Annotated in this window: 15 protein-coding genes; 13 read left to right on the forward strand and 2 right to left on the reverse strand. The window is 67.7% G+C overall.

Going from position 1 to position 16,544, the window contains the following annotated elements:
• Positions 1–56: 56 nt before the first annotated feature.
• Positions 57–1,277: a LysM peptidoglycan-binding domain-containing protein gene (locus ACZZZN_RS04620; RefSeq protein WP_463504032.1), complete on the reverse strand. Its 1,221-nt coding sequence runs from the start codon at positions 1,275–1,277 to the stop codon at positions 57–59.
• A 224-nt stretch (positions 1,278–1,501) separates the two neighbouring features.
• Between ACZZZN_RS04620 and ACZZZN_RS04625 the strand changes: the two genes are divergently transcribed.
• Positions 1,502–1,807, forward strand: a complete 306-nt coding sequence (locus tag ACZZZN_RS04625) for an Rv2175c family DNA-binding protein (protein WP_463506549.1) — start codon at positions 1,502–1,504, stop codon at positions 1,805–1,807.
• Positions 1,808–1,853: 46 nt separating this feature from the next.
• Here ACZZZN_RS04625 and ACZZZN_RS04630 read toward each other — a convergent pair whose 3' ends face one another.
• Positions 1,854–2,954, reverse strand: a complete 1,101-nt coding sequence (locus tag ACZZZN_RS04630; protein ID WP_463504033.1) for a polyprenyl synthetase family protein — start codon at positions 2,952–2,954, stop codon at positions 1,854–1,856.
• An 85-nt stretch (positions 2,955–3,039) separates the two neighbouring features.
• Between ACZZZN_RS04630 and ACZZZN_RS04635 the strand changes: the two genes are divergently transcribed.
• From ACZZZN_RS04635 to ACZZZN_RS04690, 12 genes are all read left to right on the forward strand, one after another.
• A complete protein-coding gene (locus ACZZZN_RS04635) occupies positions 3,040–3,411 on the forward strand; it encodes a DUF3040 domain-containing protein (RefSeq protein WP_463504034.1) in 372 nt (123 codons plus the stop codon).
• Positions 3,412–3,695: 284 nt separating this feature from the next.
• Positions 3,696–4,127 carry a division/cell wall cluster transcriptional repressor MraZ gene (mraZ, locus tag ACZZZN_RS04640; RefSeq protein ID WP_201470129.1) on the forward strand — a complete coding sequence of 144 codons (432 nt, stop codon included), beginning with the start codon at positions 3,696–3,698 and terminating at the stop codon, positions 4,125–4,127.
• Between the two features lie 117 nt (positions 4,128–4,244).
• Entirely contained in the window at positions 4,245–5,183 is a 939-nt protein-coding gene (gene rsmH, locus ACZZZN_RS04645) for a 16S rRNA (cytosine(1402)-N(4))-methyltransferase RsmH (RefSeq protein ID WP_463504035.1), read from the forward strand.
• A complete protein-coding gene (gene ftsL, locus ACZZZN_RS04650) occupies positions 5,180–5,785 on the forward strand; it encodes a cell division protein FtsL (protein ID WP_463504036.1) in 606 nt (201 codons plus the stop codon). Before rsmH ends, ftsL begins: the two co-directional genes overlap by 4 nt.
• 46 nt (positions 5,786–5,831) lie before the next feature.
• On the forward strand, positions 5,832–7,619 hold the full coding sequence (locus ACZZZN_RS04655; RefSeq protein ID WP_463504037.1) for a peptidoglycan D,D-transpeptidase FtsI family protein: 1,788 nt from the start codon (positions 5,832–5,834) through the stop codon (positions 7,617–7,619).
• Positions 7,620–7,645: 26 nt separating this feature from the next.
• A complete protein-coding gene (locus ACZZZN_RS04660; protein WP_463504038.1) occupies positions 7,646–9,058 on the forward strand; it encodes a UDP-N-acetylmuramoyl-tripeptide--D-alanyl-D-alanine ligase in 1,413 nt (470 codons plus the stop codon).
• The gene (gene mraY / locus ACZZZN_RS04665; RefSeq protein ID WP_463504039.1) at positions 9,055–10,167 is read left to right on the forward strand and encodes a phospho-N-acetylmuramoyl-pentapeptide-transferase; all 1,113 of its coding nucleotides are present in this window, start codon (positions 9,055–9,057) and stop codon (positions 10,165–10,167) included. The genes ACZZZN_RS04660 and mraY overlap by 4 nt, the downstream gene beginning before the upstream one ends.
• Complete coding sequence (gene murD, locus ACZZZN_RS04670; protein WP_463504040.1) at positions 10,157–11,713, forward strand: UDP-N-acetylmuramoyl-L-alanine--D-glutamate ligase; 1,557 nt, start codon at positions 10,157–10,159, stop codon at positions 11,711–11,713. The genes mraY and murD overlap by 11 nt, the downstream gene beginning before the upstream one ends.
• Complete coding sequence (gene ftsW / locus ACZZZN_RS04675) at positions 11,682–12,917, forward strand: putative lipid II flippase FtsW (RefSeq protein ID WP_463504041.1); 1,236 nt, start codon at positions 11,682–11,684, stop codon at positions 12,915–12,917. The genes murD and ftsW overlap by 32 nt, the downstream gene beginning before the upstream one ends.
• The gene (locus tag ACZZZN_RS04680; RefSeq protein ID WP_463504042.1) at positions 12,914–13,990 is read left to right on the forward strand and encodes a UDP-N-acetylglucosamine--N-acetylmuramyl-(pentapeptide) pyrophosphoryl-undecaprenol N-acetylglucosamine transferase; all 1,077 of its coding nucleotides are present in this window, start codon (positions 12,914–12,916) and stop codon (positions 13,988–13,990) included. Before ftsW ends, ACZZZN_RS04680 begins: the two co-directional genes overlap by 4 nt.
• 62 nt (positions 13,991–14,052) lie before the next feature.
• Positions 14,053–15,450 carry a UDP-N-acetylmuramate--L-alanine ligase gene (gene murC, locus ACZZZN_RS04685; protein WP_463504043.1) on the forward strand — a complete coding sequence of 466 codons (1,398 nt, stop codon included), beginning with the start codon at positions 14,053–14,055 and terminating at the stop codon, positions 15,448–15,450.
• A gap of 3 nt (positions 15,451–15,453) precedes the next feature.
• A complete protein-coding gene (locus tag ACZZZN_RS04690; protein WP_463504044.1) occupies positions 15,454–16,389 on the forward strand; it encodes a cell division protein FtsQ/DivIB in 936 nt (311 codons plus the stop codon).
• The last annotated feature ends 155 nt before the right edge of the window (positions 16,390–16,544 follow it).

Here is a 16,544-nt window from a genome sequence, read left to right on the forward strand (position 1 = left end):
CTGAAAGCTCCGGGAGCGGCTCGCCCCTCGACCCTGCGCGTTTACCGGGAGGCGGGTCAGCCGTGCTGCGCGAGCCACTGGTATGCCTGCGTCTCCCACTGGCCGTAGCGCTCGGGATATGCGGAGATCTGCACGGCCTGAGCGGCATCCGTGAAGGCCATGCTCTCCCAGCCGGAGACGTCGAGCAGGCCGCGCGTGCTCTGTCCGTTCGGGTCGCCCGCGCCGCCGAAGAAGACTCGAGTGCTCCGGTGCGCATCGACGACCTGCTCGGGCGTTCCCCAGCCCGTGCTGGGGCGCTGCTGGAAGAGTCCCAGAGAATCGCGATCGCCGAAGCTCACATTCCGCAGACTGGATTCGACCATCGCCGTGGCGAGAGCGATGGCCACTGCGCGATCCGAGACGCCGAGCTCCCTGCCGATCGAGATGATGAGCCGGGCGTTGCCCGCCTGTTCGGCATCGAGTCCTGCGAACAGCTGGGCCGGCGGACCGACAGGTGCAGCGGGCGCGGGCGCCGCGGGGGCAGGCGCCGGCGGTGCGGCGGCGACCAGGATGCTCTGGCCCGGATAGATGATCGCATCGCTGCCCAGACCGTTGAGCGCGAGCAGTGTTCCGGTCGACGTCCCGTACGTGCGGGCGATGCCGAAGAGCGTGTCACCGGCGGAGACCGCATGTGTCGTGCCGCCGGCCGTCGCGGATGCCGTCGCGGATGCCGGGGCAGGGGCCGGGGCTGCGGCCACGGTCGGCGCGGACGTCGGCGTGCCGGAGATCGCGAGTGTCTGGCCGGGGTAGATCACGGATGCCCTGTCCAGCCCGTTGGCAGCGAGCACGGCGTCGACGGTGGTGCCGTGCTGCCGGGCGATGCCGAAGACCGTGTCGCCGGCGACCACCGTATGCGAGGCGGCTGCAGCCGCGGGGGCACTCTCCGGAGCCGCCGCCGGTGCCGCGCCTCCGTTCAGTGCGAGCGTCTGTCCGGGGTGGATGACGGATCTCCAGCTGAGACCGTTCCACGCGAGCACATCAGCGGTGCGCAGCGCGAAGCGGGTCGCGATCGAGTACACGGTGTCGCCGGGCTGCACGGTGTACGTGGCGGGGGCGGCCTCGACCGGGACCAGGCGGGTGGAGGGTGAGGCGAGTCGCTGCACGACCGGCGCGCTGTCGGCCGAGGCCGAGGCCGAGGCCGGCGCCACGGCCAGGGCGCTGGAGAGCGTTCCCAGGACGGCGGCGGGGACTCCGAGTCGCAGATAGCGCGTTCGACGCGCGGCGGTGGGCGTTGTCAAGGTGTCTCCCTCGGTCGGCGTCCGCCCACGGTGTCACGTCTGTATACGGAAGTCAACAGAAGTGACGGATGTTGAACGCGTGACAGAAGTGACGAAATGCGATGAGCGCCAGGAGATGAGATAGTGGCAGGGTGTCTGCGCAGCCTGAGAACCACCCCACCGAGAACGCCTCATCCTCCGAGCAGATCGGCGATCAGGGCGTGACCCCCACCGAGTGGCTCGCGATGCCCGACCTCGTCGAGGTGCTCGATGTGCCTCTCGGTCGTGTGCGCCGGTTCATCGACGAGCACTATCTCGTCGGTTCGCGCCGATCCGGCGTGTTCGCGGTGCCGTCCGTCTTCATCGTCGACGGGCATCCGCTTCCCTCGTTGCGCGGGACCATCATCGTGCTCCAGGACGCAGGGTTCTCCGACGACGAGCTCATCGACTGGCTGCTCGCCCCCGAGGAGGAGTTGGGTCGTTCGCCGATCGCGGCGCTGCTCGCCGGGCACAAGAGCGCGGTTCGCCGCCTCGCTCGCACCCTCGCCTGAATCGAGCCGAAGCCGCACCCCGGCGCGGCCGCTCAGCTGCCTCGACTCAGGCGGCTCGCACCGTGGCCGCGCGGGCGAGATCGCGAAGGTCGCCCACCGCCGCGTTGTCCAGACGTGCGCCGGAGAGCGCTCGATCGGCCTCGGTCGCATACTCGGAGATCATGTTCTCCACTCGATCGAGCGCGCCGGATGCGGAGATCGTCGCCTGCAGGAAGGCGATCTGCTCGGGGGTGAGTTCCGGGTCGCCGAGCATCTCGTCGAAGAGGTTTCGTGTCGAGGTCTCGAGCGTCTGACGGGTCAGCGCGACGAGCACCGTTCGCTTGCCCTCACGAAGGTCGTCGCCCGTCGGCTTGCCGGTGACGGATGCGTCGCCGAAGACTCCGAGCACGTCGTCGCGCAATTGGAACGCCATGCCGACGGGATGGCCGAAACGGCGGAGTGCCTCGAGCTGGTCGTCGTCGGCATCGGCGATCGCCGCGCCGAGCACGAGGGGCTGCTCGATGCTGTACCGAGCCGACTTGAGCGAGACGACTCGCAGTGCTCGTTCGACGTGCGAATCGGTCGCGTTCACACTCCATGCCGACTCTTCGGCGATGTCGAGGAACTGCCCGACGGTGACGTCGCGCCGCATGCGCGCGTACTCGCGTCGGACCGACGCGGCGTGCGGCAGCGCCGCGACCGCATCCTCGAAAAGATCGTCGCTCCAGGCGACGAGCAGGTCGCCGAGGAGGATCGCCGACGAACGACCGAATGCCGCGGCGTCACCCCACCAGCCGGACTCGCGGTGCGACCGTTCCAGCGCACGATGCGCGGACGGGCGGCCCCGACGCGTGTCGGAGTTGTCGATGATGTCGTCGTGCACCAGTGCGGCCGACTGGAAGATCTCGAGCGCCGCGCAGACATCCCAGAGCGCCGAGGATTCTGCCGCGGTGCGATCGCCGAATCGCGACACGCCCAGCCAGCCGGCATGGCAGAACCGGGCACGCAGACGCTTGCCGCCCACGAGCGTGTCTGCGGCGGAGCCGATCAGAGCGGCGGCATCCGGGCCGTATTCGACGGACTCGACGCGCATCCTCTCGATGAAGAGGCTCAGGCGTTCTGCAACGGCGTCGGAGACGAGTGTGGGGGACGGCACGACTCCCAGCATACGTAAAGCCAATCCGGGGTCCGACAGCTAGCCTCAGGCGACATACCGCGCGTAGAATGAACAGACGATACCCGAGGGGGACGAAATGCCACTCTCCGAACAGGAGCAGCGTCTGCTCGACGAGATGGAACGCCATCTCCTGCACAACGACGCCGATGTCGTGAGCGCGCCGTCAGGCGACCGAGCTCTCAGCTACCGAAATCTGGTCTACGGCGCTCTTCTGCTCCTTGCCGGTGTCGGCGGACTGATCGTCGGCGTCATCCTGGGCGATGTGTGGGGCGTCGTCGTCGGCGTCATCGGATTCGCTGCGATGCTCGGCGGGGTCATGCTCGCCGTGACGCCCGTGCGCAGGCCGGTATCCGCTGCTCCCCGCGAGCGCGCCGCCACTCAGCACAGTTCCGCGTCCTTCATGGACCGCATGAACGATCGATGGGATCGACGACAGGACGGTCGCTGACCTCCCCTCCACTCTTCTTCACACCGAAGGCCCGGATGCTCTGAGCATCCGGGCCTTCGGCGTTTCTGTGGCCGCGCGCTCGTGTGCCATCGGTGCGGCGCTGTGATGCTCCACATTCCCTCCACTCGTACTCCACTTCGCTCCACCGCGTAATCCCGCGGTTTCTCGATGATCGATGTGCGCAGCACGGTAGTGTCCTGCGTATTGGTCGTAGGTTTGTGGAGGAAAGTGGAGTAAAGTGGGGCTCACCTCGAGTTGGCCGGACGTAGAGGGGGTGATGGCTGATGTTGCTGGGAACGCATTCTCCGAAGCTGGACGACAAGGGCAGGGTCATCCTCCCCGCGAAGTTCCGCGAAGACCTCGGTGGCGGCATCGTCGTCACCCGAGGACAGGAACGCTGCCTCTACGTGTTCAGCACGGCCGAGTTCGAGGCGATGCACGAGCGGATCCGTCAGGCGCCGCTCGCGAACAAGCAGGCGCGTGACTTCATGCGACTGTTCCTCTCCGGTGCGAGTGCGGAGATGCCAGACAGCCAGAACCGCATCACCATTCCCGTGCACCTTCGTCAGTACGCGGGTCTGCAGAAGGAGCTCATCGTCACCGGAGTCGGCGCGCATGCCGAGATCTGGGATGCAGAGAGCTGGAACACCTACCTCGCAGCCGGCGAGGAGTCGTACTCCGAACTCGAGCAGGAGGTGATCCCGGGACTGTTCTGACCACGGCTGTGATGCCCCGCCGCTCCCGCCCCGACACACTTCCCCGGTGCCGGGTCGAGAAGCGGAGGGGGATCAGGGCCCTGGTCACCGAGATACAGAGAGCACCCGAGAGAGATCATGAGCCTCCGCGACATCCACACCCCGGTTCTGCTCGAGCGCTGCGTCGAGCTGCTCGCCCCGGCGCTCCAGCACGATGGAGCGGTGCTCGTCGATGCCACGCTCGGCATGGGCGGCCACTCGGAGGCTCTGCTCGAACGCTTCCCGAACATCCGCCTCGTCGGTCTCGACCGCGACACCGACGCCCTGCGAATCGCCGGCGAGCGGCTTGCGCGTTTCAGTGACCGCATCACGCTGGTGCACACGGTCTACGACGAGATCGGCCTGCACGCGCAGGGTGCGGCAGGCATCCTCTTCGACCTCGGAGTCTCGTCGCTTCAGCTCGATGAAGCCGAGCGCGGGTTCGCGTACTCGAAGGATGCCCCGCTGGACATGCGGATGGACCAGACCGCAGGGGTCACCGCCGCCGAGGTGATCGCGACGTACAGCGAAGGCAACCTCCGTCGGATCTTCGAGCGCTACGGCGAGGAGAAGCTGGCCGGGCGCTACGCGCGTTTCATCATCGCCGCGCGCGAGAAGGCGCCGATCACACGCTCGGGCGAACTCGTCGACATCCTGATCGCCGCGACACCCGCCGCCGCACAGCGGGCGGGACACCCCGCCAAGCGCGTGTTCCAGGCGCTTCGCATCGAGGTGAACGCCGAACTCAACGTCCTCGCAGATGCGATCCCCTCGGCCATGGACGCTCTTTCCGTCGGCGGACGGATCGTCGTCATGTCGTATCAGTCGCTGGAGGACCGGCTCGTCAAGCAGGCTTTCGCCGCAGGCGCCGCCTCCACCGCGCCGAAGGGGCTCCCGGTCGAGCTGCCCGAACATGCACCGCGCTTCAGGATCCTCACGCGTGGAGCCGAGCTCGCCGGTGACGACGAGCGGGCACGCAACCCCCGCGCCATCCCCGTGCGTCTGCGTGCCGCCGAGAAGATCAGGGAGAGCGCATGAGCCTCAACGCCGCCGTCCGCAAGCCGCGCGCGCTGCCGGAATCTCCCGACCGCTCGGGCGAGCGCGCACCGAGCCGCCGCCTTCAGCCGGTCATCGGCACACCCGCGCGCCGCAAGCCGAAGCTCGCCTACGCGATCGTCGCACTCGCCGGCGCGATGGCCATCGGCGCCGCGCAGATCGGGCTCTCGCTCGCGATCACCCAGGATTCGTTCGTGCTCGCCGGCCTCTCGGCGCAGCAGCACGAACTCGACCTCCGCACCGACGCGCTGCACGAGGACCTCACCGGGATGAGCTCGCCGCAGTCGCTCGCCACCAGCGCGGCAGGACTCGGGATGATCGTCGCAGGTTCGCCGTCGTACCTCCGCCTCAGTGACGGTGCCGTGTTCGGCGCGGTCGCCGGGGCCGGGGGGGTGTCGACCATCAATCCGAACGGCGCCGGCGCGGTGAGCAACGCGCTGCTGCAGAATCCGGTGGTCGCTCCGAGCGCCGGCGACGCGAGCTCACCGACTGACGGGGACGGAGCGACAGATGCCGCGCAACCGCCCGCACAGGACCTCCCACCCGCCATCACCGACGGGCTTCCCAGTCCCACCACCCGATGACGCGCCCGCGACCATCATGACCATCACGAACTGACGGAGACAGTCCATGACGACACGAGCCACCCGGAGTCCCCGGCGACGCACGGTCGTCGCGCTGGCCGTCATCCTCGCGATCCTCGCGGCGTTCGTCGTACGCCTGGTCGATATCCAGGTCGTCAGGGCCGATGAGCATGTCAATGAATCGCTCAAGTACATCTCGGTCGGAACACCGCTCCCCGGCCAGCGCGGGTCGATCGTCGATGCCGACGGCACGGTGCTCGCGCAGAGCGTGACCGTGTACGACTGGAGTCTCGATCCCCAGGTCGTGTATCTGCTCGAGGACGATGAGAAGAATCCTCCGGAGATCCCCTGGGCAGAGGCTGCGCAGCGCATCGCCGAGATCACGGGTCTCGACGCGGACACCCTGCGCACGGAGGTCGAATCCCAGCACGCCGCCGATCCCGACTCGCGCTGGTATCAGGTGCAGAAGGGGCTGACCACCGAACAGCACATCGAGCTCAAGGACCTCAAGGCGGAGGGCCTGCCCTATCTGCACTTCACCGCGCGGGAAACGCGCGTGTATCCGAACGGCGCCGTGGCAGGCAATGTCATCGGATACCTCGACGGCGAGGGCGAAGCCCAGGCGGGCATCGAGAAGATGGACAGCCAGTGCCTCGCCCCGACCGACGGTGAGGAGAGCTACCGCACCGGCAAGGACGGCGTGATCATCCCCGGCAGCGAGACGCGGGTCGATGCGGTCGACGGCGGCGCCGTGCAGCTGACGATCAACAGCGACCTGCAGTGGTACATGCAGCAGATGATCGCGGAGGAAGCTCAGGCGCAGGGCGCCAAAGGCGGAACCGTCACGGTCGTCGAGGTGAAGACGGGCAAGATCCGCGCCGCCGCGGAGTGGCCGACGATGGACCCCAACGATCTCGACGCCTCGGGTTCCGACACCTGGGGAAGCGCGCTGTTCTCCCGCACTTTCGAACCCGGCTCGACGTTCAAGGCCGTCACAGCCGCGGCGGTGATGGAGAACGCGGGAGTCACGATGACCGGTCCGACAGTCACCGCGTCGTCGCACGAGAAGTTCGAGAACGGCGCCGTCATCAACGACGCGTTCGTGCATCCGGCGTTCCAATACACGCTGGCCGGTGCGCTGATCGACTCGTCGAACGTGGCGCTGTCGAAGTTCGGCACCATGGTGAGCCCCGACGTCCGATACGACTACCTGCAGCGCTTCGGAGTGGGCGAGCCCACGGTCGGATTCCCGAACGAGGAAGGCGGTGAACTGCACCCGACCGCCGACTGGGACAACCAGTCGCTGTACACCACCACGTTCGGTCAGTACTTCACCGTCACCGCGCCCCAGGTGGCCGCGGCCTATCAGGCCATCGCGAACGGCGGGGAGAAGATCGATCTCTCGCTGATCGAATCGTGCACGGGAGCCGACGGCACGGTGGTCGCACCCGACGCGCCTGAGCACGAGCAGATCATCGCACCTCAGACGGCCGCCGATCTCACGCGCATGCTCGAGAACGTCGCCATACAGGGCGGCAACGCCGAGCGCATCGAGGTTCCGGGCTACCGGGTGACGAGCAAGACGGGTACGGCGCAGGTGCCTGACGGCAACGGCGGATACAAGCAAGGCATCTACTACACCAGCATGGTGGGCTTCGCCCCGGTCGACGATCCGCAGTACGTCGTCGTGGTGACTCTCGACGAGCCGACTAGAATTACATCGTCTGCCGCTACCGCCCCGGCCTTCCAGAAGGCGATGACCCAGACCATGAAGACCTATCGCGTGATGCCATCCTCCACTCCGATGGACGCGCTTCTTCCCAAGTTCGAATAGTCGGCGCTTCCGCGCCTGGAGACGTCATGATCGCCCTGTCGCTTGCTGAGATCGCCGCCGTCCTCGGGGGTGAACTCAGGCTCGCCGGATCCGCCACGGCGGACACCGTCGTCGACGGCGTCGTGGACACCGACTCGCGCAAGATGGCGCCGGGGTCGATCTTCGTCGCCAAGCCGGGCGCCGAGACCGACGGCCACCGTTTCGTCGGCGCCGCGCTCGAGGCAGGCGCCGCACTCGCCGTCGTCGAGCACCCCGTCGACGAGCAGATCACCCAGATCGTCGTGGCGGATGCCGTCGCAGCCCTCGCCGACCTCGCCCGCGAGGTCGTCGCGCGGGTGCGCGCCGCCGGCGGGCTCAAGATCGTCGGGATCACCGGTTCCAACGGCAAGACCACCACCAAGAACTTCCTCGCGCGCATCCTCTCGGACGAGGGTGAGACGGTCTCGCCGATCGCCTCGTACAACAACGAGGTCGGCGCCCCTGTGACGATGCTGCGGGTCACCCATGACACGCGCTTCCTGGTCAGCGAGTTCGGCGCGGACGCCCCGGGCAGCATCGCGCGTCTGGCCGGCCTCGTGCAGCCCGACGTCGCGGTGGTGCTGATGGTCGGCATGGCGCACGCCGGCGGCTTCGGCGGTATCGAGGCGACGGCGAAGGCCAAGTCCGAGCTCGTCTCCGCGGCGATCCCGACGGGATCGGCCGTGTTGAATGTCGATGACCCTCGCGTATCCGCGATGCGCCCGCTGGCGGAGAGCCGCGGGATGACCGTGGTCGGATTCGGCCAGAGCGACGCCGCCGACGTGCGGGCGCACGATCTCGAGGTCACGGCCTCGGGCACGACCTGTGTGATCGAGAACGCGGGAGAGCGGCTCCCGCTGCGGCTGAAGGTGCTCGGCGCGCACCACGTGAACAACGCTCTCGCCGCCATCGCCGCGGCCGGCGTGCTCGGCGTGCCCGCCTCCGACTCCATCGCGCGCCTCGAGACCGTCGAGATCGCGGAGCGCTGGCGTATGCAGCCACTCGGGAGCGACCGTGTGCGCATCATCAACGACGCGTACAACGCGAGCCCCGACTCGATGGCCGCTGCACTGCGCACTCTCGCGCAGATCACCGGCCCGGACGAGCGCACGGTCGCGGTGCTCGGGGCCATGAGCGAACTCGGCGAGACGGCGGGAGAGGAACACGACCGGATCGGTCTGCTCGCCGTGCGCCTCAACATCCAGCGCATCGTCGTGGTCGGACCCGAGGCACGCCGGCTCTTCATCTCCGCGATCGGCGAGGGATCCTGGGACAGCGAAGCGGTGTTCTTCCCCGACCAGGATGCCGCGTACGAGTATCTGCGCACCGAGCTCCGTGACGGTGATCGCGTGCTCGTGAAGTCCTCCAACTCCGTGGGCCTCAGGCATCTCGGCGATCGTCTGGGAGAATTGTTCTCGTGAGGTCACTCATCATGGCGGCGGCCATCTCGCTCGCCTTCACCCTCTTCCTGACTCCGGTCTTCCTGCGGCTCTTCCGCAAGTGGGGCTGGGGACAGGTGATCCGAACGCCCGAGGCCGTCGAGAATCCGAGCCACGAGGCGAAGCGAGGCACACCCACCATGGGTGGTGTGATCTTCATCGTCGGCACGATGGTCGGGTACTTCACCGGGGTCTACGTCGGCGGAGGCACTCCGGCGCTCTCCGCGCTCCTGGTGATGTGGCTCATGGTGGGCTTCGGCGTGGTCGGCTTCATCGACGACTACATGAAGGTCAGAAGTCAGCGGAGCCTCGGCCTGTCGGGATGGCGGAAGGTCATCGGTCAGCTGCTCGTGATCATCCCGTTCGGGATCGTCGCGCTGAACTTCCCGAATCAGTTCGATCAGACTCCGGCATCCGGGTCCATCTCACTGTTCCGCGACATCCCCTGGCTCAACCTGTTCGCCTTCACCGCCATCCTCGGCTGGGCGCTCTACCTGCTCTGGATCTCGGTCATCGGCGTCGCGACCTCCAACAGCGTGAATCTCACCGACGGTCTCGACGGTCTCGCGGCCGGTGCCGGTGTGCTCGTCGTCAGCGCGTACAGCCTGATCGCCTTCTGGCAGTTCAAGCAGTCGTGCGTCGGCGAGGGTGTCGAGACGACCGCGATCACCGGATGCTACGAGGTGCGGGATCCGTTCAGCCTCGCGATCATCGCGGCATCCTTCGGCGCGAGCCTCATCGGATTCCTCTGGTGGAATGCACCGAAGGCCAAGGTCTTCATGGGCGACGTCGGGTCGATGGCCATCGGTGGCGTCATCACCGCGATGGCGATCCTCACCCGCACCGAGCTGCTCCTCTTCGTGATCGCCGGTGTCTTCGTGCTCGCGTCGGGCTCGGTGATCCTGCAGCGCGCGTACTTCAAGATCACGCGCGGCAAGCGCCTCTTCCTCATGAGTCCCTTCCACCACCATCTCGAGATGCGAGGGTGGTCGGAAGTCACCATCGTCGTGCGCATGTGGATCATCGCAGGTCTGCTGGCGGTGTCGGCTGTCGGCCTCTTCTACGTCGAGTGGTTGACCCGTGTCGGTTGATCCCGGGCGGCAGGCGGAGTCGCGCCTCTCGACTCTGACGAGCTGGAACGCCGACTGGGCGGGTCTGCGCGTGGCGGTGCTCGGCCTGTCCATGACAGGTTTCTCCGTGGCCGACACGCTGGCCGAACTCGGTGCCGACGTGCTGGTGCTCAGCGAGTCCGCAGAAGAGGAGTACTCACGGCTCCTGCCGGTCATCGGCGCGCGCCTCGAGCTCGGCTCGCTTCAGGATGTGCCCGCCGCGCTCCGCGACTTCGATGCGGAAGTCGTCATAGCCTCTCCGGGCTTCGCACCGTCGCATCCGGTGATCCGGTGGGCGCAGGGCGAGGGAATCGCGATCTGGGGCGACATCGAGCTCGCCTGGCGCGTGCGCGACAAGGTCTCGAGGCCCGACGGGACTCCCGCGGACTGGGTGCTCATCACCGGGACCAACGGGAAGACCACGACCACTCAGCTGACCGCCTCGATGCTCGTGGCAGGAGGGCTGCGTGCGGCGCCCTGCGGCAACATCGGGGTGCCTGTGCTCGATGCGGTTCGCGATCCGTCCGGATTCGACGTCCTCGTGGTCGAGCTGTCCAGTCATCAGCTGTGGTACCTCGGTCTCTCACATCCCGAGGGGCAGCTCTACCCTCATGCATCCGTCTGCCTCAACCTCGCTGACGACCACCTCGTGTGGCACGGCAGCGCGGCCGCATATCGCGACGCCAAAGCTCTGGTCTATCGCAACACGCGAGTCGCGTGCGTCTACAACAAGGCAGACGAGGCGACCCGGCGAATGGTCGAGGAGGCCGAGGTGGTCGACGGCGCCCGTGCGATCGGGTTCGATCTCGGCACCCCGGGTCCGAGCGATCTCGGCGTCGTCGAAGGTCTGCTCGTCGATCGAGCCTTCCTCGACGATCGCGCCCGCAGCGCGCTCGAGCTCACCACGATCGCGGATCTCCAGGAGAGCGGGCTCGCCGCCCCTCACATCGTGCAGAACATCCTTGCGGCCAGCGCGCTCGCGCGCTCGCTCGGCGTCGAGCCCGGGGCGATCCACTCCGCGCTGAAGGACTTCCGCCTCGACGCGCATCGCATCGAGATCGTCGCCCGCCACCGTGGCATCACCTGGATCGACGACTCCAAGGCCACCAACCCGCACGCAGCGGCCTCATCGCTTCGGGCGTTCCCCGGCTCGGTGTGGATCGTGGGCGGTGATCTCAAAGGTGTGGACATCGCCGACCTCGTCTCCACCGTCGGCACCACCGCGCGCGCCGCTGTGGTCATCGGCGTCGCGCGCGACGCCGTCGTCGCGGCATTCGAGCGACACGCGCCGTCGGTGCCGGTGTTCGAGGTGGATGCTGGCGAGACTGGTCACGTCATGAACCGTGTCGTGGAGATCGCGGCAGGGATCGTCGACGGTGAGGGAACAGTTCTGCTGGCTCCTGCCGCGGCATCCTTCGATCAGTTCTCCAGCTACGCGGATCGCGGACGCCGCTTCGCCGAAGCGGTGCGTGACTGGATAGACCGAGGGAGTGCCGATGACGCAGATCGCACGCCCCCCACGCTCTGAGTCCGAGGGGTCACCGCGCGGGCTCGCCGCCCGCATCTCGCTCGGACGCCGATTCACCCCGGTTTCCACCGAGTTCCTGATGATCGCCTCGGCGGCACTCATGCTGACGATCTTCGGTCTCGTCATGGTGCTCTCCGCGACCAGCGCGACCGCTGTGTCGCGCGGGGAGAATCCGATGGACGGAGCCCTCCGTCAGGGGATCTTCGCTGTGCTCGGGATCCCCCTGATGTTCCTGATCTCGAGGGCGCCGATCGCCTTTCTCAAGAAGATGGCGTGGCCCGCGCTCTTCGGCGCGATCGCACTCCAGCTGCTCGTCTTCACGCCGCTCGGCATCGAGGACGGCGGCAACCGCAACTGGATCAAGATCGCCGGCTTCACCCTGCAGCCCTCGGAGTTCCTGAAGCTAGCGCTCGCGGTGTGGATCGGCTACGTGCTCATGCGCAAGCGCACGATGCTCGGAACCTGGCATCAGGTGTTCATCCCGGTCGTCCCGGTCGGTGCGCTGGCGATCGGCACCGTCCTGGCCGGAAAGGACCTCGGGACGGCGATGGTGCTCGTGCTCGTGCTCCTCGGCTGCCTCTTCTTCTCCGGTGTCAAGCTCCGCCTTTTCATCCTCCCTGTCCTCCTCGGCGTCGTCTCGGTCATCGCACTCGCCATCACGAGCCCGGACCGCATGCGCCGGATCACGGCGACCTGTTCCGACATGTCGGCGTACACGGGGGACTGCTATCAGTCGATCCACGGTGTCTGGGGCATGGCGTCCGGCGGGATCTTCGGAGTCGGCCTCGGCAACTCCCAGGAGAAGTACGGCTGGTTGCCCGCGGCGGGCAACGACTTCATCTTCGCGATCGTGGGGGAGGAGCTCGGCCTGATCGGATGCATCGTCGTGCTCGCCCTGTTCACCCTGTTCACCGTCGGCGCGTTCCACGTCATCCGCAAGACCGCAGACCCGTTCATCCGGGTCGCAGCCGGCGGGATCACCGTCTGGATCACCGGTCAGGCGGTGCTCAACATCGGCGTCGTGATCGGCGTGTTCCCGGTCATGGGCGTGCCGCTGCCGTTCATGTCGCAGGGCGGTACCGCGCTGCTGGCGGTTCTCATCGCGTGCGGTGTGCTGCTGTCGTTCGCGCGCACGCTCCCCGTGCCCGAGACGCGGGCTGCCGCACGGGCGTCCTCGGCGGGCCGGGGTAAGGTCACACGGTGACCACGTACCTTCTCGCCGGCGGGGGAACCGCCGGCCACGTCAATCCGTTGCTCGCCGTCGCAGACGGACTCCGTGCTCGAGATCCTGAGGCCGAGGTGCTGGTCCTCGGTACCGCCGAGGGACTCGAATCCCGGCTGGTCCCCGAGCGCGGATACGAGCTTCTCATCGTAGACAAGGTGCCCTTCCCACGACGCCCGAATGCGCAGGCGGCGGCGTTTCCCGGTCGATTCCGTCGGGCCATCGCGCAGGTTCGTGATCACATCCGCGCTCACGGTGTGGAGGTCGTGGTCGGCTTCGGCGGGTATGCGTCCGCTCCCGCGTACGTCGCCGCACGTCGTGAAGGGGTGCCGTTCGTCGTGCACGAGGCGAACGCCAAGCCCGGACTCGCGAACGTCCTCGGCGCGCGCCGCGCCGCTGCCACAGGCGTCGCGTTCGACGGTACGAGGCTCAGAGGCGGAGAGGTCGTCGGAATGCCGCTGCGGCGCGAGGTCATCGAACTCGATCGCGCCGCCGCCCGCGACGAGGCGGCAGCACTCTTCGGACTGGATCCTGCACGCCCGGTACTCCTGGTGTTCGGGGGATCCCTGGGCGCCCAGCGGCTGAACGAGGCTCTCGCCGGTTCCTGGGGCGATGTCCTCGCCGCGGGGTGGCAGCTGCTGCACGTCACGGGTGAGCGCAGCGAACTCGAGGATCCCGAGGTTCCGGGGTACGCGCTGCGCCGCTACGTCGACCGGATGGACCTCGCCTTCGCGGTCGCCGACCTCATCGTCTCGCGCGCCGGCGCGGCCACCGTCAGCGAGATCAGTGCCCTGGGCCTTCCGGCCCTCTACGTGCCGTACTCGGTGGGGAACGGTGAACAGCGACTCAACGCGGCGTCCGCTGTGGCAGCGGGAGCTGCCAGGCTGCTCGACGACGCGACGTTCGACGCAGACGCGGTGCGTCGTGTGGTCATCCCGCTCCTGAAGGACCCGCAGCGCATCGCGTCGATGGCGGCCGCGGCCGGGCAGGTCGGAACCCGCAACGGCACGGAGAACGTCATCGCGCTCGTCGACCGCGCTCTCGCCTCCTCCTGACACCGTTGACGCCTTCCCCTCCGACGACGAGCGTCCCCAGCGAAAAGTAGACTGAACCAGACATGATCAGACCTGACCTCTCCCTTCCGATTCCCGAGTCGATCACCGCCGCGCACTTCATCGGTATCGGCGGATCCGGCATGAGCGGGCTCGCGAAGATGTTCCTCGACGCCGGCATCCGGGTCTCGGGCAGCGACCGTGCAGACAGCGCCGCCCTCCGCGGCCTTGCCGCGGCAGGAGCCACGGTGCACGTCGGCCACGACGCCGCCCATCTCGGCGATGCCGACACCGTCGTCCACACGGGAGCCATCTGGCCGGAGAATCCGGAATTCCTCCTCGCGAAGGAACGCGGTCTGCACGTCATCCACCGTTCGCAGGCCCTGCACTGGCTGATCGGCTCACGCCGCCTGGTGTCGGTCGCGGGCGCACACGGCAAGACGACATCGACCGGCATGATCGTCACTGCGCTGCAGGCACTGGACGCGGACCCGAACTTCGTGAACGGCGGAGTGATCGAGCAGCTCGGAGTGTCGAGCGCCACCGGTTCCGGCGATCTGTTCGTGATCGAGGCCGACGAGTCGGACGGCACTTTCCTGCTCTACGACACAGCGGTCGCACTGATCACGAACGTGGATCCCGACCATCTCGACCACTACGGGTCCGACGAGGCGTTCCACGATGCTTTCGTGCGTTTCGCGGATGCCGCGACCGAGGCGGTCGTGATCTCGAGCGACGACCCGGGTGCGCTGCGCGTCGGCGCGGGTCTGTCCCACCCCACCGTGATCACCTTCGGACAGGCCGAGGGCGCAGACGTGCGAGTGACCGACGTGGTCACCGCGGGCCCGGTGGCCGCCACGATCACCCGCGGTGCGGAGAGCGTGCGCCTGCAGCTCGCCGTGCCCGGCATGCACAACGCGATCAACGCGGCCGGGGCCATCACGGTTCTGCTCTCGCTCGGTCACGGACTCGAGGAGTCGGCACGCGCGGTCGAGGGATTCGCGGGAACTGTCCGAAGGCTCGAGCAGCACGGGGTGGAACGGGGGGTCACGGTCTACGACGACTACTCCCACCACCCGACCGAGGTGCGCGCGGCGCTCGAAGCCATGCGCTCGATCGCAGGATCCGGACGCATCATCGCCATCCAGCAGCCGCACACCTATTCACGGACGCAGCACATGTTCCGGGAGTTCGCGGACGTGCTCGAGACGTTCGCCGATCACACCGTCATGCTCGACGTCTACGGTGCGCGAGAAGATCCGGTGCCCGGGGTGACCGGAGAGCTCGTGAGCGGGGCGTTCCGCGACCCTGACAACGTGCACTTCGTGGCCGACTGGCAGCAGGCAGCCGACTACACCGCCACTGTCGCTCGCGACGGCGACTTCGTCATCACGCTCGGCTGCGGCAACGTGTGTCAGATCATCCCGCAGGTGCTCGAGTCGCTGCGGGACACAGAGGCGTAGTCGATGCGTCGCCCGCCGCCGCCCGCCGCCCCCGCGAGCGTCACCGGGGGAGAGCCGCGCGAGTCCTCGCGGAAACGAGGGCGCACGCGCGGACAGGGGAGCGATGACCCGCTGTCCGATCGCGTCTCGGAGAGTGGCGATCGTCACGGCATCGACGACTCAGAGCCGGATGCCTCTGCGGAGCCCACGTCGAACATGGATGTGTGGCGTGCTGCGCGCGCCAGACGCAAGGCGCTCCGTGCCGAGATCCGACGGTTCACCCAGCGATCCCGACGGCGCCGCATCACCTGGCTGAGTGCGATCGGCGCGGTCGTGCTGCTGGTCGGCGGAAGCGCGGCCGCCGCATACAGTCCTCTGTTCGCCGTCGATCGTGTGACCGTGGTCGGAGCCACCACGCTCGACGCCGCGGCCGTGGAGAGTGCCCTCGCCGGGCAGATCGGAACCCCGCTCGCTCTGGTCGATGCGAGCGCTGTCAAAGCGGCACTGCTCGCCTTCCCCCTGATCGAGAGCTACGCGTTGGAAGCGAAGCCTCCGCACGACCTGACGGTGCGGATCGTCGAGCGAACCCCTGTGGGGGTGATCCGCTCGGATGCGGGGTACACCCTCGTCGACGCGGCGGGCGTGGCGCTGTCGACGACCTCCGACCAGCCGCCGGGTCAGCCGCTGCTGGAGATCGAGGGCGGTGCCGAATCGGACGCGTTCGAGAGCGCCGGGCTGGTGATCAGGTCCCTTCCGGCCGACGTCCGTGCCGGTCTCACCGGGGTGCGGGCCTCAACCCCCGACGACGTGACGCTCACCGTGAACTCCGGTCTCGTCGTGGTGTGGGGGAGCTCCGAGAACTCGCCGCTCAAGAGCGAGGTGCTCGCCAAAGCCCTGATCGCGAAGCCGGACGCGTCGTCGATCGACGTGACATCGCCGCACGCGGTGGTCATCGGCTGAGCTTTAGACGGCAAACGGGCGACACGCCCGTGTCGTTGCGTGCGCGCGCAGGCGCGGCGCTTACCTTCGAACAAGAGAAACCAATACCGGGAAATACTTTACACCTCTAGTTGAGGTTTAAGGTTTATCCCCCACCGTTTCCCGCACACATACAA

Source organism: Microbacterium sp. AC145 (assembly GCF_979258505.1).